The 24,057-nt window shown below is 44.8% G+C and carries 29 protein-coding genes; 16 read left to right on the top strand and 13 right to left on the bottom strand.

Translation table 11 applies throughout. The features are described from left to right. Positions 1–11: 11 nt before the first annotated feature. The gene (locus AQUSIP_RS09355) at positions 12–1,229 is read left to right on the top strand and encodes a phosphopentomutase (RefSeq protein ID WP_114834676.1); all 1,218 of its coding nucleotides are present in this window, start codon (positions 12–14) and stop codon (positions 1,227–1,229) included. Positions 1,230–1,252: 23 nt separating this feature from the next. Here AQUSIP_RS09355 and folE read toward each other — a convergent pair whose 3' ends face one another. Both folE and AQUSIP_RS09345 read right to left on the bottom strand, forming a co-directional pair. Then, the gene (folE, locus tag AQUSIP_RS09350; RefSeq protein ID WP_114834677.1) at positions 1,253–1,795 is read right to left on the bottom strand and encodes a GTP cyclohydrolase I FolE; all 543 of its coding nucleotides are present in this window, start codon (positions 1,793–1,795) and stop codon (positions 1,253–1,255) included. Positions 1,796–1,830: 35 nt separating this feature from the next. Continuing rightward, positions 1,831–2,172 carry a histidine triad nucleotide-binding protein gene (locus AQUSIP_RS09345; RefSeq protein WP_114834678.1) on the bottom strand — a complete coding sequence of 114 codons (342 nt, stop codon included), beginning with the start codon at positions 2,170–2,172 and terminating at the stop codon, positions 1,831–1,833. Between the two features lie 305 nt (positions 2,173–2,477). Here AQUSIP_RS09345 and ppa point away from each other — a divergent pair, with 305 nt between their 5' ends. Next, entirely contained in the window at positions 2,478–3,020 is a 543-nt protein-coding gene (gene ppa / locus AQUSIP_RS09340; protein ID WP_114834679.1) for an inorganic diphosphatase, read from the top strand. 348 nt (positions 3,021–3,368) lie between these two features. Here ppa and AQUSIP_RS09335 read toward each other — a convergent pair whose 3' ends face one another. Next, entirely contained in the window at positions 3,369–3,674 is a 306-nt protein-coding gene (locus tag AQUSIP_RS09335; protein WP_114834680.1) for a hypothetical protein, read from the bottom strand. A gap of 82 nt (positions 3,675–3,756) precedes the next feature. Continuing rightward, positions 3,757–4,698: an archaetidylserine decarboxylase gene (gene asd, locus AQUSIP_RS09330; protein WP_232058664.1), complete on the bottom strand. Its 942-nt coding sequence runs from the start codon at positions 4,696–4,698 to the stop codon at positions 3,757–3,759. A gap of 99 nt (positions 4,699–4,797) precedes the next feature. Between asd and AQUSIP_RS09325 the strand changes: the two genes are divergently transcribed. Continuing rightward, complete coding sequence (locus AQUSIP_RS09325; RefSeq protein WP_114834681.1) at positions 4,798–5,283, top strand: hypothetical protein; 486 nt, start codon at positions 4,798–4,800, stop codon at positions 5,281–5,283. Between the two features lie 37 nt (positions 5,284–5,320). On the opposite strand, the gene AQUSIP_RS09320 is transcribed toward AQUSIP_RS09325, so the two are convergent. From AQUSIP_RS09320 to AQUSIP_RS09305, 4 genes are all read right to left on the bottom strand, one after another. Then, positions 5,321–5,971, bottom strand: coding sequence for an SCO family protein (locus AQUSIP_RS09320; RefSeq protein WP_114834682.1), 651 nt, complete (start codon positions 5,969–5,971; stop codon positions 5,321–5,323). A gap of 8 nt (positions 5,972–5,979) precedes the next feature. After that, complete coding sequence (gene cyoE / locus AQUSIP_RS09315) at positions 5,980–6,852, bottom strand: heme o synthase (protein ID WP_114834683.1); 873 nt, start codon at positions 6,850–6,852, stop codon at positions 5,980–5,982. Further along, positions 6,833–7,831 carry a COX15/CtaA family protein gene (locus AQUSIP_RS09310; protein ID WP_170131826.1) on the bottom strand — a complete coding sequence of 333 codons (999 nt, stop codon included), beginning with the start codon at positions 7,829–7,831 and terminating at the stop codon, positions 6,833–6,835. Before AQUSIP_RS09310 ends, cyoE begins: the two co-directional genes overlap by 20 nt. An 80-nt stretch (positions 7,832–7,911) precedes the next feature. Beyond that, on the bottom strand, positions 7,912–8,628 hold the full coding sequence (locus AQUSIP_RS09305; protein ID WP_170131827.1) for an SURF1 family protein: 717 nt from the start codon (positions 8,626–8,628) through the stop codon (positions 7,912–7,914). A 71-nt stretch (positions 8,629–8,699) separates the two neighbouring features. Between AQUSIP_RS09305 and AQUSIP_RS09300 the strand changes: the two genes are divergently transcribed. The 7 genes from AQUSIP_RS09300 (at position 8,700) to AQUSIP_RS09270 (ending at position 12,642) form a co-directional block, all read left to right on the top strand. Next, the gene (locus AQUSIP_RS09300; protein ID WP_114834686.1) at positions 8,700–8,915 is read left to right on the top strand and encodes a twin transmembrane helix small protein; all 216 of its coding nucleotides are present in this window, start codon (positions 8,700–8,702) and stop codon (positions 8,913–8,915) included. 9 nt (positions 8,916–8,924) lie between these two features. Continuing rightward, a complete protein-coding gene (locus AQUSIP_RS09295) occupies positions 8,925–9,101 on the top strand; it encodes a twin-arginine translocase TatA/TatE family subunit (protein ID WP_114834687.1) in 177 nt (58 codons plus the stop codon). Further along, positions 9,098–9,304: a twin-arginine translocase TatA/TatE family subunit gene (locus tag AQUSIP_RS09290; RefSeq protein ID WP_170131828.1), complete on the top strand. Its 207-nt coding sequence runs from the start codon at positions 9,098–9,100 to the stop codon at positions 9,302–9,304. Before AQUSIP_RS09295 ends, AQUSIP_RS09290 begins: the two co-directional genes overlap by 4 nt. Continuing rightward, on the top strand, positions 9,288–10,013 hold the full coding sequence (gene tatC / locus AQUSIP_RS09285; RefSeq protein ID WP_232058663.1) for a twin-arginine translocase subunit TatC: 726 nt from the start codon (positions 9,288–9,290) through the stop codon (positions 10,011–10,013). The genes AQUSIP_RS09290 and tatC overlap by 17 nt, the downstream gene beginning before the upstream one ends. Before the next feature lie 48 nt (positions 10,014–10,061). Beyond that, positions 10,062–10,784: an F-box protein gene (locus AQUSIP_RS09280; RefSeq protein ID WP_114834690.1), complete on the top strand. Its 723-nt coding sequence runs from the start codon at positions 10,062–10,064 to the stop codon at positions 10,782–10,784. Positions 10,785–10,829: 45 nt separating this feature from the next. Beyond that, on the top strand, positions 10,830–11,570 hold the full coding sequence (locus AQUSIP_RS09275) for an F-box protein (RefSeq protein WP_114834691.1): 741 nt from the start codon (positions 10,830–10,832) through the stop codon (positions 11,568–11,570). A 76-nt stretch (positions 11,571–11,646) separates the two neighbouring features. Beyond that, positions 11,647–12,642, top strand: coding sequence for a biotin--[acetyl-CoA-carboxylase] ligase (locus AQUSIP_RS09270; RefSeq protein WP_232058662.1), 996 nt, complete (start codon positions 11,647–11,649; stop codon positions 12,640–12,642). Here AQUSIP_RS09270 and bioD read toward each other — a convergent pair. From bioD to bioB, 4 genes are read right to left on the bottom strand one after another with little or no spacing between them, the layout of a single operon-like run. Beyond that, entirely contained in the window at positions 12,639–13,352 is a 714-nt protein-coding gene (bioD, locus tag AQUSIP_RS09265) for a dethiobiotin synthase (protein ID WP_114834692.1), read from the bottom strand. The genes AQUSIP_RS09270 and bioD overlap by 4 nt on opposite strands. After that, positions 13,294–14,091, bottom strand: a complete 798-nt coding sequence (locus tag AQUSIP_RS09260) for a methyltransferase domain-containing protein (protein ID WP_114834693.1) — start codon at positions 14,089–14,091, stop codon at positions 13,294–13,296. Before AQUSIP_RS09260 ends, bioD begins: the two co-directional genes overlap by 59 nt. Next, entirely contained in the window at positions 14,088–15,269 is a 1,182-nt protein-coding gene (locus AQUSIP_RS09255) for an aminotransferase class I/II-fold pyridoxal phosphate-dependent enzyme (RefSeq protein WP_114834694.1), read from the bottom strand. The genes AQUSIP_RS09260 and AQUSIP_RS09255 overlap by 4 nt, the downstream gene beginning before the upstream one ends. After that, a complete protein-coding gene (gene bioB, locus AQUSIP_RS09250; RefSeq protein WP_114834695.1) occupies positions 15,266–16,219 on the bottom strand; it encodes a biotin synthase BioB in 954 nt (317 codons plus the stop codon). The genes AQUSIP_RS09255 and bioB overlap by 4 nt, the downstream gene beginning before the upstream one ends. Positions 16,220–16,319: 100 nt before the next feature. On the opposite strand from bioB, the gene bioA reads away from it, so the two are divergent. The 6 genes from bioA to AQUSIP_RS09220 all read left to right on the top strand — a co-directional run bounded on the left by bioA (position 16,320) and on the right by AQUSIP_RS09220 (position 22,865). Further along, positions 16,320–17,645 carry an adenosylmethionine--8-amino-7-oxononanoate transaminase gene (gene bioA, locus AQUSIP_RS09245; RefSeq protein ID WP_114834696.1) on the top strand — a complete coding sequence of 442 codons (1,326 nt, stop codon included), beginning with the start codon at positions 16,320–16,322 and terminating at the stop codon, positions 17,643–17,645. Between the two features lie 327 nt (positions 17,646–17,972). Beyond that, entirely contained in the window at positions 17,973–18,578 is a 606-nt protein-coding gene (petA, locus tag AQUSIP_RS09240) for a ubiquinol-cytochrome c reductase iron-sulfur subunit (RefSeq protein ID WP_114834697.1), read from the top strand. Positions 18,579–18,604: 26 nt separating this feature from the next. Further along, the gene (locus AQUSIP_RS09235) at positions 18,605–19,840 is read left to right on the top strand and encodes a cytochrome b (protein WP_114834698.1); all 1,236 of its coding nucleotides are present in this window, start codon (positions 18,605–18,607) and stop codon (positions 19,838–19,840) included. Further along, the gene (locus AQUSIP_RS09230; protein WP_114834699.1) at positions 19,837–20,568 is read left to right on the top strand and encodes a cytochrome c1; all 732 of its coding nucleotides are present in this window, start codon (positions 19,837–19,839) and stop codon (positions 20,566–20,568) included. Before AQUSIP_RS09235 ends, AQUSIP_RS09230 begins: the two co-directional genes overlap by 4 nt. A 198-nt stretch (positions 20,569–20,766) precedes the next feature. Continuing rightward, positions 20,767–21,813, top strand: a complete 1,047-nt coding sequence (locus AQUSIP_RS09225) for an FUSC family protein (RefSeq protein ID WP_114834700.1) — start codon at positions 20,767–20,769, stop codon at positions 21,811–21,813. Next, positions 21,810–22,865, top strand: a complete 1,056-nt coding sequence (locus tag AQUSIP_RS09220; protein ID WP_114834701.1) for an aromatic acid exporter family protein — start codon at positions 21,810–21,812, stop codon at positions 22,863–22,865. Before AQUSIP_RS09225 ends, AQUSIP_RS09220 begins: the two co-directional genes overlap by 4 nt. 5 nt (positions 22,866–22,870) lie before the next feature. Here AQUSIP_RS09220 and cfa read toward each other — a convergent pair whose 3' ends face one another. Continuing rightward, positions 22,871–24,028 carry a cyclopropane fatty acyl phospholipid synthase gene (gene cfa / locus AQUSIP_RS09215; protein WP_114834702.1) on the bottom strand — a complete coding sequence of 386 codons (1,158 nt, stop codon included), beginning with the start codon at positions 24,026–24,028 and terminating at the stop codon, positions 22,871–22,873. Positions 24,029–24,057 lie beyond the last annotated feature (29 nt).

Here is a 24,057-nt window from a genome sequence, read left to right as displayed (position 1 = left end):
AGGACGAAAACATGGCGCGTGCTTTCATCATTATGCTGGATTCGTTCGGATTAGGCGCGACTGCCGATGCGTACAAGTACGGTGATGAAGGCGCCAATACCTTGCTCCATATCGCTGAGCATTGCCAACAGGGCAAAGCAAATAAAGCCGGTGTACGTTCAGGCTCCCTGCACCTTCCTAATCTGACGAGGCTAGGATTAAACGGCGCAGCAATGATCAGCAGCGGCAAAGCGGTTCCCGGACTTGATGAAAACGCTCCTATCAAGGCGGCTTATGGATGCGCGAAAGAAATAAGTCTTGGCAAAGATACACAAAGCGGCCATTGGGAAATGGCTGGGGTGCCGGTCCTGTTTGAATGGGGTTATTTTTCACCCGCTTATCCCAGTTTTCCCAAAGCATTGCTAGATGAACTTATTCATCGCGCCAATCTTCCTGGTGTGTTGGGGAATAAACACGCTTCAGGCACAATGATTATCGCGGAACTTGGTCAAGAGCATCAAAAAACTGGCAAACCTATTGTGTACACTTCCGCCGACAGTGTTTTTCAGATAGCAGCGCATGAAGAAACATTTGGATTGCAGCGTCTCTATGACGTATGTGAAGTTACCCGCGAGCTGGTGGATCAATACAATATTGGCCGGGTGATTGCACGGCCGTTTTTGGGTGTGCCAGGTCATTATTACCGCACAGGCAACCGTCGTGATTATGCAACACCACCTCCTGCGCCCACATTGCTGGACAAGCTGACAGAAGATGGCGGCGAAGTTATAGCGATAGGTAAAGTTGCTGACATTTATGCTCATCAAGGCATTACTCGCACAATCAAAGCCGATGGTAACCAGGCATTGTTTGCTGCTTTTATGGAAGCGGCTACACATGCGCCTGATCACAGTATTACCTTTGTAAACCTGGTTGATTTTGACATGCTCTATGGCCACCGTCGTGATGTGGCAGGTTATGCAAAAGCACTGGAAGAATTTGACGGATGGTTGCCTGCTTTCGAAAAAGAATTAAAACAAAATGATTTGGTGATTATCACCGCGGATCATGGTTGCGATCCCACCTGGCAGGGCTCGGATCATACACGGGAACACGTACCCGTGATTGCCTTTGGACCTTCCGTCAAACCAGGTCCTATTGGGTTGCGTGATACTTTCGCTGATATCGGGCAAACCCTTGCCAAACACCTGGGTCTTCCGCTGCTGGAACATGGAACGGCTTTTATTTAATCCCGTCCTGATGCAGGAAAAAATTAATGCTTCACAAGGCTTAAAAATTCCGCTCGTGATCGTGAGTCTTCGCGTAACAGACCCAGCATGACAGAAGTGCTCATTACTGAATTTTGTTTTTCAACGCCGCGCATCATCATGCAAAGATGTTGTGCCTCGATGATAACGCCCACGCCTTTTGCGCCTACGACATCAAAGATGGTTTGTGCAATTTCGCGCGTAAGATTTTCCTGAACTTGCAGCCGTCTTGCATGCATATCGACGATGCGCGCTATCTTGGATAGCCCGATGATTTTTCCGTTGGGAACATAAGCGACATGGCATTTGCCAATAAAGGGAAGTAAATGATGTTCGCACAATGAATAGAGTTCAATGTTTTTGACAAGAATCATTTCATCATTGTCTGTTTCAAAAAGCGCGCCATTTAGAATCTGATCAATAGACTGATGATATCCCTGCGTTAAAAATTCCATGGCTTTAGCGGCTCGTTTAGGTGTATTTTTTAATCCCTCGCGCTCTGGATTTTCGCCCAGCGCTTCGATGATTTTTTTGAAATAGGTTTGCATTGTTTAGTACCTGTCGTTGTCATGTTTTCTATCTGTTAGCCCGGCGGCCAGTTCATGCGCCTACCGCCTAGTAAGTGCAGATGGATATGAAATACGCTCTGGCCTGCGCCGGCGTTGCAATTAAAAAGCACTCGATATCCGTCATGGGCAATATTAAGCTGCTTAGCCAGCATGACAGCGGATTGAACCATGTATCCGATGAGTTCGCTGTCTTCTCCACGCAATTCATTAAGCGTTGCAATGTGCTTTTGCGGAATAATAATTTTATGTTGTGGCGCCTGTGGATTGATATCATCAAACGCTACAATAAGATCATCCCGATAAATAATCTGGGCCGGTATTTCTCCGTTAGCAATTTTACAAAATAAGCAATCCATATCACAACTCCTCATCCAAGGTGGGGGTAGTATATACGCAAGTTAGGTGAGTATGAAGAATATGTCGGCTATTTTTAAAGGAAATCCATTTTAATCAATGAGATAATAAATTTGTACGTGAGTGTTCGTCAAAACTGTCCTCCGCTCCCCCTGAGGAGATTATATTGTGTCTGACTTGCAAAATTGGTAATGGAAAGTACACTAGGCTCACGCAGGTGTCATTTTTTTTCCCCATTATTCAGGGAGTGACATGCACTGACGCCCGAATTTTTATGGCTTATCCAAAAATATGAAGAGGATGTTTTATGGGATTAGAAAATCTCCAAGCGGGAAAGCAGGTTCCTGATGATATCAATGTAGTGATTGAAATACCTTCGCATCACAGTCCGATCAAGTATGAAATTGATAAAGAAAGCGGGATGGTAATGGTAGATCGTTTTCTGGGAACAGCCATGTTTTATCCCTGCGAATACGGCTTTGTACCCCATACTTTATCGGAAGACGGCGATCCTGTAGACGTATTGGTTATTTCTCCTTTCTCCCTGCTGCCAGGCTCAGTGATACGCTGCCGCCCCGTGGGGCTCCTGCGCATGACAGATGAGTCGGGCAAAGATGCCAAAATTCTGGCTGTCCCAGTTGATAAACTGACAACGCGCTATCACCAGGTGCATAAACCTGAAGATTTGGGGAAAGAGTTGCTAGATACCATTGCACACTTCTTTACACACTATAAAGATCTGGATAAAGGCAAGTGGGCAAAGCTGGAAGGCTGGGAAGGCATAGAGTCAGCGAAAAAGGAAATTATGGATAGCATAAAGCGTTATCAGCAAAAAAAAGCAGTGGCATAACATCTGTATGATCGAGAAAAGCAAAAGGGGCAGCTTAATCCTTAAACTGCCCCTTTTTGCCTACCCAGGCTTCCTAGCCCAGTCTACCGTGTCCTTGGCGGTACTATCCGTGATTGGTGCATCGATTCCCTGATGCCTGTCCTTAGCGCTCATCCATGACAACTTCTAGATTAACAAAAGGATTTAAACTAGCTCAATGTTTTTATGCGAGTATGGTGGTGGGGGAGTAAAATAGAGAAGATTGATTTGCATTGCTTTCAAGTGCTTAATTGGGCGTGAGCAGAAGATTGATGGATTAAAGCTTACAAGATTTATATGTATTATCTTACAAGAAAAATGTCGAAATGCTTAGTCGCTTATTTTGGTATTAAGCCAGAGTATATTTTGAATGGGATAGCGATCAAACAAAAGTTGTAATTTTGATCCGAGATAAACACCCGCCAGTGCTGCGCCAAAAATCATCATCGCAATGTAGATAGGTAATAGCCCGACGATGAGTAAGTGCTCCTTAATATTCAGCCGGTTTGCAGAGTCAATGATCGATGCAATGGAGCTATGCAAAAAATTATCATGTAACAATAGATAATAAGCCATATAAATGGCTGTGACAGTGATGATGAATTTACTTATGTTTTGTGAAACGAGTTTGCGCATAATTTTTTATTTCTTGTTTAGAATATGGTCAGGTGATAACCATTCTAAATAATTTATCTTAAGACAAGCTTAATTTCGTGACTTATTTGGCGATTTTTCCTAAAAATTGCCCAAAATGGATAGCGCTGTTAGTTTTAAATGAGGGCGACCACGTTACTTTGTTTTTTTCAAATAACAGGATGACAGTAGAGCCCATTTTAAAATAACCCAGTTCAGCACTTTTTTGCAGGGTTAATCCATTGGTAAAAGTTTCGGTGATCATCTGGTGCGAACGTATGGGTTGAGTCATCCAAACAGTTTGGATGCTGCCAACAATCATTGCACCAACAAGAATCATGGCCATTTTTCCCGCTTCAGTATCGAACAACGAGATAAGACGTTCATTCCGGCTGTAAAGATTAGGGATAAGTTCGGATGTAATACGGTTGACAGAGAATAACTTGCCAGGCACGTAAATACTTTTTGTTAACGTGCCGGATAAAGGCATGTGCACACGATGATAATTCTGCGGTGCAAGATAGAGCGTGGCAAAATCGCCGTCAGAAAAAAGTGTTGCTAGCTCTTTATCGTTGCCGAGTAGCGTTTCAAGGTTGTAATAATGCTTTTTTGCCTGTAAGAGCTGGTTTTGATTAATTTTGCCGAGCGCAGCAACGCGGCCATCAACAGGGCTGATAACAGCTTCAGGTGCTAATGCCAAGGGGCGAATGCCGGGTTTTAATTGGCGGATAAAAAAACTGTTGAAGGTAGGGTAATCATCCAGATTTTCACTGATGGCTTCACTTAAATCCACCTTATAGCGATGAATAAAAAACCGGATCAGACTATTTTTAAGTCGGGGTGAGCGGGACTCAGCGAGGCGTCCCGCCAGAGCGGATAAAAGATGCTGAGGTAGCAGGTACTGACTGTAGGCAAAAAGCTGATTGAACATAATAAAAATAAAACCTGTCATTGAAAGGGAGGCATTATAGCTGAATAACGCCGCGCTGGCAGTCCTTCTGGGCAGAATAATGTAGGTTGCAGTCATGTTGGCTTTTGTGTAGTTTTGCGGGTAAAGACGAGAAAGGGCTATCTCTTGGTTTCAGCAGCCTGATCGAATATTCCAATTATTAAAGGAGGAGAAGAAATGCAAACAAGAACCTCATTAAGAGAAATTTTGTTAAGCAAAATTGATGAATATTTTACGTTTGATAACCCCCAACCAAAAGAATCATCGGTGGTAACCAATATTTTGACGTTCCTATCAGGAAGCGGAGCGTCGGGACGCAACCGAGCGACAGCTTATCAACGTTTTGTAACAGACTACGCATTGGGCAACCAAGATTTGCTCCGTACGGTTTGGCAGGATTTAAACAAGGATGGCAAGCCTTTTGAAACAAGCCTGAAGCTGCGTGTGCGCGTGCTGGAAGCGCTTTATCAGCATTTGGGTCTTAATATTGGCGCAGTGAATCATGAAGTGCAGTCAGTTTTGAGCGCTTGGGCTTTACACTCACCCCATGGAAGCTCTATGCCAAACAATTATGAAATCAAAATAGCAAAGATGCTTTCCGAGCTCAGGGATTGCGCGGAAATTAAAGCTTTGGCACAGCTTAAGCCGACAAAGACAAGCTGACAACTCCAAACAGGCGGTGCTGAGTGCCGCCTGTTGATCAAGCATAACGTGACAATGATTTGATGCTCACATCAAATGCATTAGCGAATTGTTCAGGCGGCATGCCGTATTTAAAAATCCCTGCCCATTTTCCCTGCGGGTTGATGAGTAGGATGGAAGAAGTATGCTGCAATTGATAATTATTTTCGGTAGCAGATGCATCTCGTGCAGCAAAAATACCTAATTGGCTTTGTAATTTTCGCAGTTCCGGAATTTTTCCTGTTACGCCAATAAAGTTCGGATTGAAAGACCGTGCGTACTTCATGACGGAAGACGGCGTATCACGATCCGGGTCCAGTGAAACCAGTACGACTTGCACGCCAGGATAAGTGCGCTGGAGTTTTTCATAAGCCTGATTGAGCATGGTCATGGTAACAGGGCAAACACTGGAACAATGCGTGAAGCCAAAAAACAGCAGCGTCCAGTGATTAAGAAAATCTTTTTGCGTGAAAGATTGCTTGTCTGTGGCAAGCTGAAAGGGCTTAATATCGCGCGGCGCGGGAAAAAGCGTGCCATCCCCTTCCGCCAGTGTGGGTTGGGGTTTATGCCCCATATGAAAAACAAAAAGTAGTGTCATTAATGCTGCGGAAATAAATACCACGAACAGAATAATTTTCTGCGTTGAAACAGTCTGATTGGCTTCTTCCATAAATGTATTCAGTTAATCAGTAAATGATGATCCAGTAATATCACTAAAAACAATCCCGTCAAGTAAATCAGTGAATACTGAAATGTTTTGAGCGCGATTAAATTGTCTTGGGTGGCAAACTGTAATTTCAGTGCATATATCAGCAGGCCCGCATCCAGCAGCAGCACACAGATGAGATAGAATTGGCCGCTCATGCCGATGGCAAAAGGTAGCAGACTGCAGGCAATCGTGAGCAAGCTGTACAATACAATATTCAGTTTGGTGAAGGAGATGCCATGGGTAATGGGCAGCATGGGAATGGACGTCTGTTTGTATTCATTATAACGGTGTAAGCACAACGCCCAGAAATGCGCAGGTGTCCAGCTGAAAATAATCAGCACGAGCAGCCAGCCTTCGGGGTCAAGCTGGCCAGTGACGGAAGTCCATCCGAGGAGTGGCGGCATGGCACCTGCTAGCCCACCGATCACGATATTCTGCGATGTTGCGCGTTTCAGATAAAGGGAGTAAACGCCTGCGTAACCAACGGCGGCCAGGAAAGTTAAGATGGCTGTGAGCGGGTTGACGCCAAAATAGAGAATCAGAAAACCGATGACGCCCTGCATTGTGGCAAAAATCCATGCCGAACGCAGTGAAAGTTTTCCAGTGACGAGCGGCCGGTTTTTGGTCCGCTCCATTAATGCATCCACGCGATGATCAATAATATGATTCAGTGTCGCTGCTGAACCTGACATCAACGCGATACCGACAGTAGCATAAATCCACAAGGACCAGGGCAGCGACTGCGTGGTGGCAAGGTACATGCCTGCCCACGTAGTGAGCAGCATCAGCAGGACGACGCGCGGTTTGCAGAGAACAAGATAATCACGCAAGAAAGGAGCCATACCGATTATCCCGTGATTGAAAATAAGCTTTTACCAGCGCCGTTATTAGCGTTAATAACAAAATAATGGCAACTGAATGGTGAATCAGTGCGACCCAGACAGGACGCAGCCACACAATATTAAGGATCCCGAGCGTAATCTGCAAGACCACCAAGGCAAAGATCAATAGGGCAATGGATTTAAAGGAGGATTTGCCAAATAAAAACAAGGCCAGGATGCCAAGATAGATGGCAGTGACCAGGGCGCCCAGGCGGTGCAGCATATGAATGGTGATGAGGTCGGTGTCTGCTTTGTTCAACTGCAGATTGGGCAGAAGCTGTCCGTTACAATAAGGAAAATCGATACAGGCAAGGCCTGCATAATGCGTGCTTACCCATCCGCCCAGCGTAATTTGTATGGCAACGATCAGAAGGCCGAGCCAAATCCAGGGAATGAGCAATGGACTGGTTTTTTTGACAAAAGAATCGTCGTGTACATGCACATCCAGATAAGCCCACCAGAGGACGCTCAGGATAGAAATGCCTGTTAACAAATGGGCGAGTACAATAACAGGCTTCAGTTTTTCGGTCACTGTCAGCATGCCCAGCATGACTTGCACGCCTAACAGGGCAATCAGGGCGAAGGCGATTGTTTTGGCTTTCACATCCTTGGCCTTGCGAGTAAATAGAATGGAAAAGGCCAGAATGAGGATGAGAATGCCTTCTGTTCCGGCAAAATAACGGTGGGTCATTTCAGTCCAGGCTTTTTTGATGTCGACGGGTGCCATGGGGTATTTTTGTGCGGCATCCTGCAGCTGAGAAGCGGTATGCGGGGCTGTGATAAAGCCGTAACAATGGGGCCAGTCTGGACAGGACAATCCTGCGTCGGTGAGACGTGTGTAGGCGCCAAGCAGGATCACGACGAAAGCTAAAAGGAACGTAAACAGCGCCAGCTTGGAATTGCGTCGATATTTTGTTGATATAAACCAGTAATGGGTCAAGGAGTTGTCCTCAATCAAATTTTTGCTATCTTCTTCATGGACATATAGTTTCTGACGGCGAACCGCATCATTACGCAGCGTTATGTCTGGCCTCTGTCACGGTTAAGCGCGACAAATAATATCAACAAGGTGAGTGCTAAAGCAAACCATTGTACGGCATAGCCCTGATGTTTCTCAGGTCCCATGGTGACGATCTGCCATTCGATGGCGTAAGCCGCGGCATCCGTGGGCGCAAGGGTTACTATATAAGGGAATAAGGGCTGGTTCAGCAGGGTGGAGAGGGTGTCCATATTAATGTACTCAATACGCAGCGGCCACACGGGCGTTGTGGACTCCATCATGGAGCCGAGCGCCACATAAGCAGGCGGCTGATTGATAAGGCCGGTCAGGGTAACATGTCCGTGAATGCGGGTGAGTGGAGGCAGTGTTTTACGGTTGGTGCCCATGGGTACAAAGCCCCGATCAATGAGTATGGGTGTTGCGATCCCATCAGCCTTAAAAGGCGTGAAAACTTCATACCCCACTTTCCCGTGAAAAATTTTATTATCCAGCAGGATAGAATGCGCGTTATCAAACGAGCCGGTAAGTTGAGTCCGATAAAAACGTAAGTCCTGGGCGGTGTTGAGGTGAGCCGCCAGGAAGGGAGCGTGAAGAGTACGCTCATGAAAGGACTTTAAGAGTATTTTTTTTTGATTGGCGCGGGATAGTTGCCAGGTACCCAGGCTGCAAAAGAGGCAGAAAAAGACAAAAGCGAGGAGTGCTAGCTTCCAGTTTTTAATTTTAATTCTGATTGGCATTATGTAGTGCATTCCTTACGGTATCTGAATATACTAAGCGCACACGGCAGGACTAAGGGATTGTAAGTACAATGACTTTATTTATCAAAATAATTATCATCGCATTGCTTGCGTTTATTTTTTTCTCGCTGGCCAGCGCTCTTTATTATCTTGTTCGCGGCGAGAAAGGAGATTCCACGCGTATCGTCAAGGCATTGACTTGGCGTATTAGCTTGTCATTGGTTTTATTTGTCTTATTAATTATCGCTTTTGCCTTGGGATGGATTACTCCGCATTCCATTGGGTAAGGAGGATGTATGGGTTTTCGTAATTTTGGCACGTTGCTGCTGGTATTCATGATCCTCATGATGGTATTTGGTACGCAGCGCCTGCGTGACATCGGTAATGATCTTGCGATTGCTATCCGTAATTTCCGTAAAGGTTTACAGGAAGATCAGGGCAATACAGAAGAGAGCAAGGAAAATAAATCGTGAATTTCAGTATCAGTGAAATTATCGTTATCCTGTTGATCGCCCTGCTGGTCATCAAGCCTGAGCAGCTACCGGAAGTTGCCTACACACTGGGCCGCTTCATGCAATCTGTGCGCCGTCTGTTTGGCCGCATGAAAGATGATTTAAACGGTTTCATCGATACGGTTGATACTTCTAATGAGCGCAAACGTGAGCAGCAACAGTAATGAGGCCATCAACTTTTTAGTGGAATTGCGCAGGAGGCTCATTTATTCACTGATTGTTTTGCTTCTGTTATTCGCGGTCCTTGTCTATTTTGCCAATCATCTTTATACCCTGCTCGCTTTGCCTTTACTCAAGTTTTTACCCCAGGGACACTTGATCGCTACCCAGATTGTTTCACCCTTTTTTGTGCCTTTCAAACTCGCTTTCATGGCGTCGATGCTACTCGCTGTGCCGTTTTTTCTTTATCAGTCCTGGGCGTTTATCGCCCCCGCCCTGTATGGCCATGAGCGCCGCATGATTTGGCCTTTTTTGCTGGTGAGCGCGGGTCTCTTTTATGCAGGGATTGCGTTTGCCTATTTTGTTATTTTTCCCATGCTGTTTCATTTTTTAGCCCGTATTGCGCCAGTGGGTGTCATTTTAAGTCCCGATATCAGCGAGTATCTGGATTTTACTATCAAGTTGCTGTTGGTCTTTGGCGGCTTGTTTGAGATTCCCATCATCATGGTGCTGCTAGTTTCGACGGGCGTCGTGACCCGCGAACGTTTCATTAAAATGCGGTCGTATGCCATTGTAGGCGCTTTTATTATTGGTATGCTGCTCGCGCCGCCGGATGTACTATCGCAAACTGTTCTGGCGGTGCCAATATGGCTGCTATATGAGGCGGGTATTCTGATGTCACGGTTTGTGAGGCGTAGTAATGCGTCTGTGTAAAGAGTTCATAAACTTAAAATTTATAAATGAACGAAATGAGGAGAGAACATGACAGGCAGAGCGGTTGCAGAAAAAAATCAATCACAAAAAAATGATACGTTTCCTTTTCCATTTCCATTTGATATCACCCTGGAGATACTGAGGTATTTAAAAATAAAAGATTTGCTGATGCTTTCGCTGGTTTCAAAAAAAACCAAGGAATTGGCCGAGAATAACCGGCTATGGTTTCCGTTTTATGCTGCCCGTGCCCAGCAGTCATTGTTAAAAATCGATGACACGGTTTGTTATAAGGATCAGTATAAGAAACAGTCTGAAATGGAAGTTAAACAGATAGGCGAGGAAATAGAGCGGATTAAAGGTGTGTATTGCACACAGAATGTTGATCGACTCGCTCTCGTCAACCTGCTAACGCAGTTAAAAGCAAATCCTTCTGTGGGTTCAGATGTGCTTAAAGGCGCGCTTCTTTTTGTGTCGAAACAAATCGTTAGCTCGAGTGCCGCCTTTTGCCTCTATGGTAAGTGTCATCAGCTCGCTTCCTTAATAGGCACTGCATTGAATAAGATGAATCTAGATAGATCCGATAACGATTACTTGGAAGTGTTACACCAGTTCATCAAGACGCAACCAGATATGTTCTTTGCTGATTTGCGCTGGAAAAGGCTGGAATTAATAACCGCTATTAATAAAATCATGCTAATGGAAATAGAGAAGGCAAATGCTGCGTCAAAGAAGAGCAGCTATATACCTTTACTTGGAAATGTTTCTATTTAAGGTTGCATTCTTTCATTTAAAACATTCAAACGAGGAAAGATAATCATGATAGGCAGACAGCTTGTAGAAAAAATTCAGCCGCCGCAGAATAGAACCTTTGTGTTTCCGTTCGATATCGCCCTGGAGATACTGAAGTATTTAGAAATAAAAGATTTACTGATGCTTTCACTGGTTTCAAAAGAAACCAAGGAATTGGCTGATAATAATAGATTATGGTTCGGGCTTTATGCATCTGCTGCGCATAAGGGAGAGTTAAAGTTTAATGATAGTCTTAATTATAAAGAGCAATGCAGGTATCGTGAATTGCGGGAAGTGGGCGAGAAAATAGAAGAAATAAAAGAATCATATCGTCATTCAAATCAGCAACGTATTGCTTTGATCAATTTCTTGATCCTGTTAAAAAACGAACCCTCGATAAGCGCTGCTGCACTTAAAGGCGCATTGTTTTTTGCTTTGAAATTCATTCAGGAGGAATACAGAGTAGCATGTCGCCGAGCTGGATTTGCTATGATGTATAATCCTCCTCGCCATAGCGAGTTAGCTAAATTGGTAAGCAAAGCGCTGAATAAAATCAGTCGAGAAAAATCGGATGAGGATTATTTGAATGCATTTTCTCGTTTTATTACAGAAACGCCGGACACCTTCTTTGAAGGGCAGCCGTGGAATAAAAAGGAATTGATATCTGTGTTAAAGAAGACCCGATTCATTGAAAGCGAAAACATGATTCCCGAATCAGACAGGCATCAGGATATTTATATCTCCCTGTTAGGTAAAGGCTCAAGATAGGCGCGTTAGTTTGGTGAGATAAAAATCAATCTTAATTTTGTGACACTTTAATCATTAGGTTATGGTCGAAATGCCCATGATGAAAAAATTCAATCCCAATCTCGTCAAGCTGTTAAATATATTAAATGATGGTCAGTATCATGACGGCGATTCTGTTGGCAGAAGGCTTGGCATGACGCGCAGTGCCGTGTGGAAAACGATTAAAAAGCTGGAAGCTTATGAGGTTGCTATCGATTCCGTTAAAGGTAAGGGATATGCCTTGTTTGATCCATTGATTTTGCTTGAAACGCAAAAAATTAAGAAAAGGCTTAATGAGAAAGTGGATCTGCATTTGTTCGAAAGCATTGCATCAACTAACGATTACCTGAAATCAATCAAGCCGGTCAAAGGCATTTCTTTTTGCTTGGCAGAACAGCAGACCAGTGGCAAGGGGAGATTGAACCGCGAGTGGTATTCGCCTTTTGGCAGGAATATTTACCTATCTTGCCTTTATTCTTTCCAAAAAGACATCAGCGAATTATCGGGGTTGAGCTTGGTGATCAGTCTTACGATTTTAAAAACATTAAAAAACTATGGTATCACAGGACTGTTTGTGAAATGGCCCAATGATATTGTACATGGTAATAAAAAAATCGCTGGCAGTTTGATTGAAATCCAGGCAGAAACACACGGGTTCTGTCAGGCCATTATCGGGGTCGGCTTAAACGTTAACATGCTTGGCGGTGATCTACCGATTACCCAGGCATGGACTTCCATGCGGAAAATTCTCGGCAGCCCTGTGGATAGGAATGAACTTTGTGCACGCCTGATTAATACGCTGCTTGCTGATTTGCGCGAATTTGAGGAGGTTGGATTTTCAGGTTTTGTTGATAGATGGTCAGAAGCAGATGCTCTGGCAAACCAAACGATTACGCTTAAGAACGTCAGAGAAGAAATAAGAGGCAAAGTTGCCGGCATCAATGAGCATGGGCACTTGTTACTGCGGCTTGCAAATGGTTCTATTCGGGCGTTTTCATCGGGTGATACTTCGATTGTGAAGAAGGGTGAACATTCTTCTCCTGGTCACTCCTAAGTAGTCAACCGCACTCGCTTGCTCCCCCTGTCATCCCGCATTATCTTCCTTAGCATATCTAAATCCATCATTCTCTCCGGCAATTCATTTTGTCCCACAATGCCAAGCAAAGGAGCAGAAAGCCATTTTTGTAGTGCTGCAATATTTTCCTGACAATAAGCCATGCCGGGATCAATGCAGTTTGCGATCCAGCCTATGAGCGTTACACCGCTTTGTTGTATTGCCTTGCAGGTTAAAATTGCATGATTCAGGCAGCCAAGCCGCATACCAACTACCAGCAATACAGGCCAGCGGTGATGCATGACCAAGTCCGCCAGCGTTTCCGTGTCATTGAGTGGAACATGCCATCCCCCCGCCCCTTCAATCAGGCAAAAATAGGCAGGCGAATTGAGTGCAGCATGAATGCCGTGACTGAGTTTTTCTCGGTTAAGAGCGATCCCAGCCTGCTGGGCCGCAAGATGAGGTGCAATTGGCGGCAGAAAAGCGAAGGGATTAATTTTTTCATAACTTAATTTTATAGATGAAGCTTGTTGTAACAACAGTGCATCACGATTGAATACATGTGTTCCATCCTGAAAGCAGCCCGAAGCAACGGGTTTAATGCCAAGGCTAGACAAGCCAGCATGATGAAAGGCTCTCAATAATCCGGTGCTAATATAGGTTTTTCCTGCATCGGTATCGGTTCCGGCGACGAATAATTTGATTGACATGAATGTCCCTTTTGACAGCGATAAAGAAGCCAGCTACGTAGGTTAACTGAGTTACTTTCGTCGGTTGAATAAACGATTTGCCTAACAAACTACGGTGGCGTCTATCGGAAGCATACGAAGCGCCAGTCTGTTTGATCGAGCGCAAGGCAGAAACGGTATCTGAAAATTTATAAATCATGGTTTCTCGCTCTTGTATGAGCACATCATACCCGCAGTGTGTAAGCAGTGTTGCGATAAACGTTTGATCGAAAAAATAATAACGGGAATAAGCGTTTTGCAATTCATGAAATGTCCCTGGAAGTGGAATGGAAAAGGCAAGTGTGCCATGAGGAGAAAGCAGCGTGCTCAACCGGCTCAGTGTGGAGATAAAACAGGTGCTCCAATGCAGCGCCATATTAGAGAATATTATATCAAATGGTGTGCCATAGGCAGATAGCCGGTCAAAATCAGCTTCATAAGTCTTTATACCTAAACAATGCAGCCGTTTGGCGGCAAGACAAAGCGACTCATTAGAAATATCAATTGCGTGAAAATCCTGGTACGTAAACGTGCGCGCAAGCTCTGCGGTAACAAGACCTGTGCCGCAGCCTAAATCCATAATACGTTGTGAAGAGGGTGAAGATAACATGAGTAAACGAAGTAGTTTGCTGCCGATGTATTGTTGCGGTTGGCACTGTTCATCATAGCTGTGGGAAGCTTTGTTAAATAATTTTTTAAGATGCGCTTTTTTGTCCATCATTGTGTTTTTGTAACGATATCGAATAGCGTTTTGATGTGATCAAGCAGTGCTATGATCTGTTTTTCAGTGTGCATGCAATTAAGCGATAGACGTATTCGTGATGTCTGGTCGGGTACGGTAGGTGGACGAATGCAGGAGACGAACCAGCCCATTTGCATTAATCTTTGCTGTAATCGCAGTGCGAGCTGATTATTTCGAATCAAGATGGATTTGATGGGTGTTTCATCGTCAGAAGTCAAGGGTAGTTGTCTTGCTTTGGCTTCCTGAATAAATAATTTGATCAGGTAAAGCAATTTTTCCCTGCGCCAATTTTCTGCCTGCATGATTCTGATGGCTTGTCTTGTGGCGTCGCAAATGGCCGGAGGCAAGGCGGTGCTATAGCAGTAAGTTCTTGCCAGCTGCAGAATGGCTTCTGTTATTTCCTCGCTTCCAGAAACGATGGCGCCAAAGCTGCCCAATGCTTTTCCAAAGGGAATGATAAGGCAGGTAATATCAGTTGCTGACATTTGCAAATGTTCAATGATGCCTTTTCCTTTAGCGCCTAATACGCCAAAACCATGCGCGTCATCGACGATGAGTGCTGCCTTATGTTGGCTAGCGAGCGAAGAAAGCTTTCTTAAATCGGTAATGTTGCCCTCCATGCTGAAAACACTTTCGGTGACAAATAGCAAGGGAGAGTGCTTGTATTTCTCAGCTAGCGCGCTCGCATGATTGAGATCATGATGGCGATATCGATGGAATTTGGCCTGCGATAACTGGATACCGTCTATGAGTGATGCATGGCAAAATTTATCAGCAATGATCAGGCTGTTTTTATGGGCAAGCGCAGTTAAGACGCCAAGATTGGCATGATATCCCGAGTTAAAGAGAATAGCTCTGTCCTGATTTAGATAGTCAGCAACAGTTTCTTCGAGTTGATAATGCGATTTGGAATAGCCCGAAATCAATGCCGATGAACAGCTCCCTGTTCCATATCTTTGCGCGCTTCGCATAAATGCGTTTTTTATTTCAACATGGCCGGACAGATTTAAATAATCATTGCTGCAAAAATTAATTAAGCGTTTTCCGCTTATGAATACTTCATTGTTGTGTTTGGTATCGATGATATATCGCTGCCTTAGCAGAAAGCGAGCCGCTCGCTGATCAAGTTTGTTCTGAATAGATGGAATGATTTTCATTGTGTGGCCACTTTTCTGTTTTTCATTCCCAGTTTTTGCAAAAGGGCATGATCCTCACCACATTGTGGGTTTTTGGCGGTCAATAGCTTTTCACCCAGCCACATCGAGTTAATGCCCGCCATAAAGCACAAGGCCTGCATTTCTTCCGACATGGTGATCCTGCCAGCAGACAGTCGCAGTATTGATGTCGGCATTAAAATGCGCGCAACAGCAATGGTGCGTATGAACTCGAAATTGTCTAGCGTAGGCGAGTTTGCCAATGGTGTTCCTTCAAAAGGAATGAGGCGATTAATAGGAACGCTTTCGGGTGGCTTAGGCAAGCTTGCAAGCTGGATTAAAAGCGCAATACGATCTTCGCGCGATTCCCCCATGCCAATGATGCCGCCACAGCAAACTTTAATGCCGGCTGTTCTCACGTGGTGCAATGTATCCAGCCGGTCTTGATATGTGCGGGTGGTAATGATTTTTTTATAATATTCCGGCGAAGTATCCAGGTTGTGATTGTAAAAATCCAGCCCGGACGCATACAGCATGGCTGCCTGTTCTGCATTTAGCATGCCGAGTGTTACACAGGTTTCAAGGCCAAGGTTTTTAACAGCGCGAATGATTTCCAGCACCTTGTGAAAATCTTTTTTGGGAGGACTGCGCCATGCTGCGCCCATGCAAAAACGCACCGCACCTTTTTCTTTGGCGATTTGCGCTTGCCGTACAACTTTTTCAACATCGATTAGCTTTTCACGGCTAGCATCAGCACTGTAGTGGGCGCTTTGCGGGCAATATGCACAATCTTCAGGGCAGGCGCCGGTTTTGATGCTAAGCAAAGTGCAAAGCTCAAGTTCATCTGCGTGAAAGTACAGCCGGTGCACGCATTGTGCTTCAAACAGCAAATGAACAAGTGGCAATTCAAATAGTCGCTTTACGCTTTCTGTATTCCATTTTGATTCTGACATGGTTGAGAGGGGTCCTTATTTTTATTTTATTGTCGGCTGAAAAAATATATGTTAGCTTTCTCAAACAGTCAACCAATAAAAAAAATAAGGTTTACTATAAATGAATCTCGATACGTATAGGGAAGAAAAAAATTTAAACCCTATTTGGCATCCTTGCTCACAGATGAAAGATTATGAGCTATTCAAGCCGCTGGAAGTGGTCGCGGCCCAAGGTGCGCATATAGAGTTAAAAGACGGCCGGCAGATTATTGATGCGAATTCAAGTTGGTGGTGCAAGTCGTTAGGGCATGGCCATCCTCGTTTAAAAGCCGTAATCAAGCGGCAAATTGAAAAATTTGAACATGTCGCATTGGCTAATACGACCAACGAAGTCATCGTTAATTTGTCGGAAAAACTGACGCAATTAACCCGCTCGCTCAGCAAGGTTTTTTATGCCAGCGATGGTTCTTCTGCCATTGAGGTGGCAATTAAAATGAGTGCGCACGCCAGAAAAATACAAGGCGAACATCAGCGAACGTTGTTTGTTTCGCTGGAGAATAGTTATCATGGCGAAAGCATCGGTGCCTTGAGTGTGAGCGATCTTGGCATTTATCGAGATCCTTATACGCCGTTCCTGTTTGATGCTTATTTTATTTCTGCGCTGCCTTACGTGAATCACGCAGATCATCCTCTATGGGTAGATTGCGGCTTTGCCTGGCGTGCCATTGAAAAACAGTTGGAACCGTTATCTGAACGCATTACAGCCATTCTGGTTGAGCCGATTGTGCAGGGTGCGGGCGGCATGCGGATTTATAGTCAGGATTTTCTCAGGCGTTTATGTGTCTGGGCCAGGCAGCACGGTATTCATGTTATAGCAGATGAAATTATGACAGGAATAGGTCGTACTGGAAAAATGCTAGCCTGTGAATACGCGAATGTTGAGCCAGATTTTTTATGCCTATCAAAAGGGCTCACAGCCGGTTGGCTGCCTTTGAGCGCCGTATTAACGACCTCTGCTGTTTATGATCTGTTTTATGATGATTATGCGTCTGGAAAGTCTTTTCTCCATTCACATACCTATTCCGGGAATGTACTTGCGGCAAGTATCGCGGTGGAAGTGCTTGCTATGATGAAGGAAGATAAAATATGTGACAGAGCCAATCAAATTGGCTCTATGATGCGCACTTATATGCAATCAATTGCGGATAAAACACAAAAGCTAACACATGTCAGGCAGATTGGCGCAATCGTTGCGGCAGATTTAGTGTGTGATCAACCAGGACGGCGGCTGGGTTTTGAGATTTATCAGAAGGCCGTAGCGCTTGGCGCATTATTGCGGCCGCTGGGTAACACACTTTATTGGTTGCCGCCTCTTACCATTGATATGGAAATACTGGATAAACTGAAGCTCATCACTGAGCAAGCAATTCTATCTGTTGATTTTTGAGTATGAACTCAGCGTTAGCCAGCCGATTCAGGATCGATACCGCAATAATTATTTGATAATTTCGTTCGTTCTCGGTATAACTCTACGCCCAACTTGAGTTGCTGTTTTTTTATGGCATCGCGAAAACATGATGGAGATGTTTGGTTTTACTTTTTATACCGGGACGGTAATGTGAAATGGTTGATTAAGTCTCCTGTTTTGCCTGAATGGCAATGTATTCGCGTCGCATCACTTAAAAAACACTGGCCATCTTATTTTTGAATGATTAAACTTACGAGCTTTAAACCGAGTCTAAAACAATAAAAGTCAAGCTAAGGACATAAGAGCGTGAAGGACGAAATTGATCAAAAGCGGCGATGCTTTTTGCGCCGTGCAACAACTGCTGTAGGGGGGATCGGACTCGCAGCAGCTTCTGTCCCGTTTTTTTCATACTGGATGCCGAGTGCCGATACTGAAGCAGCGGCCGCGCCAATCAAGATTGACATCAGCAAAATGAAGCCACGTGAGCAGTTAACGGTGCCATGGCGCGGCATGCCTGTCTGGGTCATCTACCGTGACCAGGAAATGCTGGATACGCTTCCCAAACTGGATAGCACCCTGCGTGACCCGCTGAGCGAACAGGATCAGCAGCCTGCTTATTGCAAAAATATTCATCGTTCCATCAAGCCTCAATTCCTGGTTGCGATCGGTATCTGCACTCATCTTGGCTGCGTGCCTACTTATAGACCGGATGTAGCCAGTGTTTCTCCGGATTGGCTGGGTGGTTTTTATTGTCCCTGCCATGGTTCTAAGTATGATTTGGCGGGAAGAGTTTATAAAGATGTACCCGCTCCTTTGAATCTGAAGATTCCGCGCCACATGTACGTGAGTGATACGGAAATCCTGATAGGTGAAGATAAGGATGGCGTACAGGGCGCAATTTCCATTAGCTAGTGCAAGGAAGGAGTTAAAAATACATAATGACTGAAAAAGCCGTGAATAAAAAAAATCGGTTTATGGAATGGGTGGATACGCGTTATCCGTGGACTGATTTCATGCGTAAGCACTTGACGGAGTATTACGCACCTAAAAATTTTAATTTCTGGTATTTCTTTGGTTCCTTTTCGCTGCTTGTGTTTGTCATGCAAATTCTCACAGGCATCTGGCTGGTAATGGAATATGTCCCTACTGCGGATGGTTCCTTTGCTTCCGTTCAGCATATCATGCGCGAAGTACGGTACGGATGGTTGCTGCGATTCATGCATACTACCGGCGCTTCAGCCTTTTTTGTCGTGGTTTACCTGCATATGTACCGTGCGCTGATTTACGGATCCTATCAGAAACCGCGCGAACTAGTTTGGTTAATTGGTATGGTTATCTATTTTGCTCTGCTGATCGAAGCGTTTACCGGCTATGTGCTTCCCTGGGGGCAAATGTCTTACTGGGGTGCTGCGGTTATCACTTCTTTTGCCAGTGCGATCCCTTATTTAGGCGATCTTCTTCTGATCTGGCTGCGCGGAGACTTTAACGTATCCGGCGTGACACTGCATCGATTCTTCTCGCTTCACGTGATTGCCATTCCGCTCTTTTTGGCGGTGCTGGTTTTCGTGCATTTAGTCGCGCTGCATCAGGTGGGCTCTAACAATCCTGATGGCATTGACATCAAGAAAAAGAAAAATAAGGAAGGCGTGCCGCTGGATGGTATACCTTTTCATCCTTATTACACGGTTAAGGATTTGGTGGGTGTAGTCGTTTTCTTGTTTGTGTTCAGTATTGTTGTGTTTTTCACGCCAAAAATGGGCGGCTACTTTATAGAACATGATAATTTTATACCAGCCAATCCCTTGCAGACACCGTTGGAAATCTCTCCTGTATGGTACATGACGCCGTTCTATGCCATGCTACGTGCCATTCCCAATAAACTTTTTGGCTTGATGACAATGGCTGCGGGTATTGCCGTCATGTTTGTGTTGCCTTGGCTGGATAGAAGCCCGGTGCGTTCAATTCGTTATAAAGGAACGCTATCGAAAATTGCCATTGTTATCTTTGTTATCAGTTTCGTTGGCTTGGGCTATCTGGGCAGCGAACCCGTTTCTACGCTCTATACGCTGCTCGCCAGACTGTTGACGGTAACTTATTTTGCATTCTTTTTGCTAATGCCGTTTTATTCAAAGATCGAAAAAACCAAACCTTTACCAGAACGGGTCACAGAATGATGAGGCAGCATCGCGTATTTAAAATCTTGTTGGCCATTTTAGTGGCTGCGTTTTCTACCCAGATTTGGGCGGAAGGAAGTGAATCGTCTAAAGGGCTTGTGCTCGCGAGCGCGCCCATTGATCGATCTGATATGGAATCCATTAAGCGAGGCGCCAAGTTTTTTGCTACTAACTGCATGACTTGTCACACCATGATTTATCTGCGCTATGACAAAGTGGCAAAAGAAGCGGGAATCACTCTCGATAAAATGCCGATCAATATCAAGAGCTGGCCGTATGGCGTCACACCGCCTGATTTGTCACTGGAAACGGATATTCGTGGCGTTAACTGGATTTATACCTATCTCCATAGTTTCTATATGGATAGTTCCCGTCCTACCGGCGTCAATAATCTGCTGGTGCCCAATACGGCTATGCCCGATATACTCGCACCTTATCAGGGTGACCAGGTGTTGCTGACGACGAAACCGGATGCCGGTGCCATTTTTGGTGATGTGCAATACTATGACTTGCTTAAGCTCACCAAGCAGGGCAGCATGACGCCGGAGCAATTTGACGCCACTATTGCGGATTTGGTCAATTTTCTTGCCTATGCGGCTGAGCCCTATCATGAGGAACAGCAGCGTATTGGATGGTGGGTATTAGGTTTCCTCGTCATCCTCTTTGTGCTTATGTATTTGCTGAAACGCGAATACTGGAAAGATGTAAAGAAACATAAGAAAGAATAGAAGCTGTCATTCCCACACAAGTATCATCCCCGCGCAAGCGGGGACCCATCATTTTTCTAGCACTGTTGTTGCCAAGGATGAAAAGATCCCCGCCTGCGCGGGGATGAAGTTGCAAAATCTACACTGCAAGTGTCATCAGGTGTAAACTTGAAGTCTGGATGACTGATAACCCGAGATAAACCACCACTTGGAACCCACATGGATTTGATTTTCACCGCGTTATCCATCAAGCGTTTCATTTATCTTCTCATTGTGATGTCAGGCGCATTGCTGGCGCAGCATGAAATTGGAGGGGCGCAAAGTCACTGGATTGTCTGGTCGGCATTTGCCTTGTCACTGATCCAGTTCGGAAACACATTCAGTCGCAGAATAATGGTCTTGGGCGCGACAGGTGTGCTGCTGGCTATCACTGTGCTGCTAACAGGCGGCGCTGCGTCATTTACGCTGCTCCTTGCTGTTTATCTCAGTGTGATAACGGGGATAGGCATGTATCTGGTTCAGCGCTACCCGAATTATTTTTTTCCTGTTTTCCTGATAATGTTATTTGCCGTCGTTTCTGTTAGTAATTTGCCTACCGCGACCAGTGCCCAGTTTATCCTGATAGGAACCCTCATTGCTGGCTTGCCTCAGATTCTATTTTGGCCCTATTTTGTGAGGAATGAATTGCAGGCATGGATGATGCTGACATTGCGCAGCCTGCTTAAACTACAGCAGGAAATATTTACTTGTTTCTTAACGCCTTCATACCCAGAAAACATCTATCTGCATGAAAGAAGATTACACGTAAAGAAAACCCAATATCTGCATTCCATCAGCCAGCTGAGGGAGTTCATCAAGCTGTCCGAGACAAAAAAAATTGAAACCGATAGCAGGGTGTTAACCGCATTTGCCAACCAGTCTGAAGTGCTCTACGGCATGTTGATCGACTGTGCGCTACTGCGTATACGAGTGGGTGATTATACTGTTTTATCAGTGTGCGCAGAGGAATTAACTGCCATAGGCGAGCAAATCCATGCTATTTTTTCTGACATGATGGCTGTTTTGCGCGGCAAAAGATACCATATTAATACGCAGGGTTTAAATGAAAAAATCGAGCGCTTTGAAGACACCTACCATCATGTGCTACAAATTGCTGCGCAAGACCCATTAGTTTTTGCCTTGTTTATCGCGAGCTTGAAATCACTGCAGGATGAAATGAATAGCCTGTATTCGGTTATAGTAAAAGCGAGAGAGAAAGTAAGATGACTTGGCTGAAATCATTTACTGCTCGTCATGCCATAAGCGCAGGTGTGGCTATTTTTCTTTCAGTATACGCCAATCAGCATTTGGCCTACGGCGGTGAAGGTTTTCTTGTGCTGACAGCATTTCTGGTAAGCCAAACAACGCGCGGCACACCGCTGCGTCAGGGATTGCTCTACTCGCTCATTGTGCTGACAGGTATACTGGTCTTTGCACTGGCGCTGACAGTTATAAAGCAGCGGAGTGTGATTTATCTGTTGATTAGTGCCATCTTTATGCTCAGTGGTTATCTGACATTCATCTATCGCCCGGTACAGAATAAAACTTTTTTTCTCATCATGCTTTTTTCTCTGGTTTTACTTGTCATTGCCCTATCGCCCACGGCAATTTCGCCGTTACGTGATCAATTTATAGATGCAGTGATGGGAGCGGCCATCGGCGTGATATGCAGTCAAATCATATTGCCGGTTCAGTTTGATAGGGAATTTTGCAGTGGTTTGTTGCCGTTGTTGCATGCGCTAATCAATTATTCGCATGGTATTACAGAACGGTTTACCGGACAAAATCAGGATGCGGATGCGCTGTTGAGAATAAAGTCTGAGGTTGAAAAAGCACTGCAAACACAAAAAGGCAATTACCCGGAATGGGTTTATGAAGCGGGATTTAATCCTGGCTTGCGTGCGGGCTTTCGTTTTTTTTTAACCAACCTCGAGCATCTCACGGATACATTTTTTTCGATGGACTATCGGGCTGCACAGCCGGTAGATCCGGAGCTGATTAAAAAACTGTCTACACCAGTCACGATTGTCACGCAAAAAAATGAAGAGTTGATGAGGATATTGGTTGCATACCTCGCCAGTGCCCAGCTTGTCAAAACCGAATCTGATTTCACAAGTGACATTTCGGAACTGGAAAATAAGGTAAAGTCGTTGATACCGGCTCAGCTGGAATTGCTGGATATTTCGCCTGATTTTCTAACCGTGGTAGGGTTCATCTATGACATAAAAGAGGCGCGCAAGCTGTTATTGCAATTGGTGTCAACGCTGCCTGTACAATAAGTTTATTAGCGTGGCGCGAGATAGCCGCCGATGACACCCCGTTTGGAGAATACAATTTGCCATAATTGAATCGTGCGCGCACGAAAGCCTCCTGCACAGGAAAGCAGATAATAAGTCCACATGCGATAGAAACGATCATCATATTGCGATTTTAAATTTTCCCAATGACGTAAGAAATTTTCATGCCAGGCCATGAGGGTGTTGTCGTAATAAGAGCCGAAGTTATGCCAATCTTCCATAACGAATAGTTTTTCAGTAGGTTTTGCAACTTGCGCAATGGAAGGCAGCATGCCGTTGGGAAAAATATATTTGGTGATCCATTCATTTGCGAAATAGCTCGATTCATTTACGCCGATGGTATGTAGCAAAAACAATCCATTGTCGGCGAGTGCGCGATGTGCTGTTGCCATAAAAGTGGGATAATTCATATAACCCACATGTTCAAACATGCCAACCGAGACGATGCGGTCAAATGTTTCGTTGATGTCACGATAGTCCTGTAGCCGGATTTCGACTGGCAAATCTTTGCAGTATTCTTTTGCATAACGATATTGCTGTTCTGAAATGGTGACGCCTACTACGTTCGCGCCATAATTTTCGGCGGCGAATCGTGCGAGCCCGCCCCAGCCGCAGCCTATATCCAGCAAGCGGTGACCTGGTTTCAACTGCAATTTTTGGCAGATAAGGTCCAATTTTTTTTCTTGTGCTTCTTCGAGCGTTGCGGCATCTTTCCAGTAGGCGCAGCTGTAAATCATGCGTTTGTCCAGCATCGCGGTGAAAAGCGGATTGCCAAGATCATAGTGTTTATAAGCCACCTGTTTTGCGCGGCTTTTAGTTTGAAAATTAATAATGCGGGCTAAAAGGAGCCTTAAATAAAAATGAAAAGGAATTTTTATTTTCGCATCAAGTCGGGCGCGAAGAATTTTTTCGAAGAAAATATCCAATCGCTGGCAGTCCCACCATTTGTCCATGTAAGCTTCGCCGAGGCCCAGAGAGTTATCATGTAAGACGCGTGAATAGATTTCTTCATTGTGAATTTGTATATCCCATGGTTCGTGACCATTAATGGCAATGCCGGCTGATTCCAAAAGCTGTTGTGCAATATTTTTAGCGGTATCCGTGTTCGTGTTTACTTTTGAGGTAGTGGCTGACACTTTTTCCATGGTCCGGCTCCATTCCTAACGCGGGAAAT

This window comes from Aquicella lusitana, assembly GCF_902459475.1.
In the GTDB taxonomy this organism is placed as follows: domain Bacteria; phylum Pseudomonadota; class Gammaproteobacteria; order DSM-16500; family DSM-16500; genus Aquicella; species Aquicella lusitana.
This window is presented reverse-complemented; position numbering and strand designations above follow the sequence as displayed.